Source organism: Vibrio sp. S12_S33, from assembly GCF_963889785.1.
Taxonomy (GTDB): domain Bacteria; phylum Pseudomonadota; class Gammaproteobacteria; order Enterobacterales; family Vibrionaceae; genus Vibrio; species Vibrio aestuarianus.
In genome coordinates this window covers 1-279 of sequence record NZ_CAWPQZ010000340.1, presented here as the reverse complement: position 1 = coordinate 279, position 279 = coordinate 1, and the positions used below count along the sequence as shown (strand labels likewise).

Here is a 279-nt window from a genome sequence, read left to right as displayed (position 1 = left end):
CACATAACAAGCAATTCAAGTGGATTCTCAACGCGTGGCAGTTTTACTATGCGTTGAGTAAAGTGTTTTATGGTGCAATGCAGTGGCTTGGCCAGTGCGTTGTTCACCACTTAATTGGGCGTTATGTAAAAGGAGATGGAATTGACTACGAAGGCGTTGTTGATCAAATCAGTTTGAAGAACAATAACACCATATATGACTAGCCGTTAGCTTCTGACGGGCATACCTAGTCCTATGACTTTGTTTATAGCTTTAACATTCGCCATGATTTCGCCCACT

The 279-nt window shown here is 41.9% G+C and carries 1 protein-coding gene; it reads left to right on the top strand.

Translation table 11 applies throughout. From position 1 onward, the window contains the following. On the top strand, nucleotides 1–203 hold a 203-nt coding region (locus AACW06_RS20380; RefSeq protein ID WP_337923504.1), incomplete at its 5' end, for a hypothetical protein. Nucleotides 204–279: the final 76 nt, after the last annotated feature.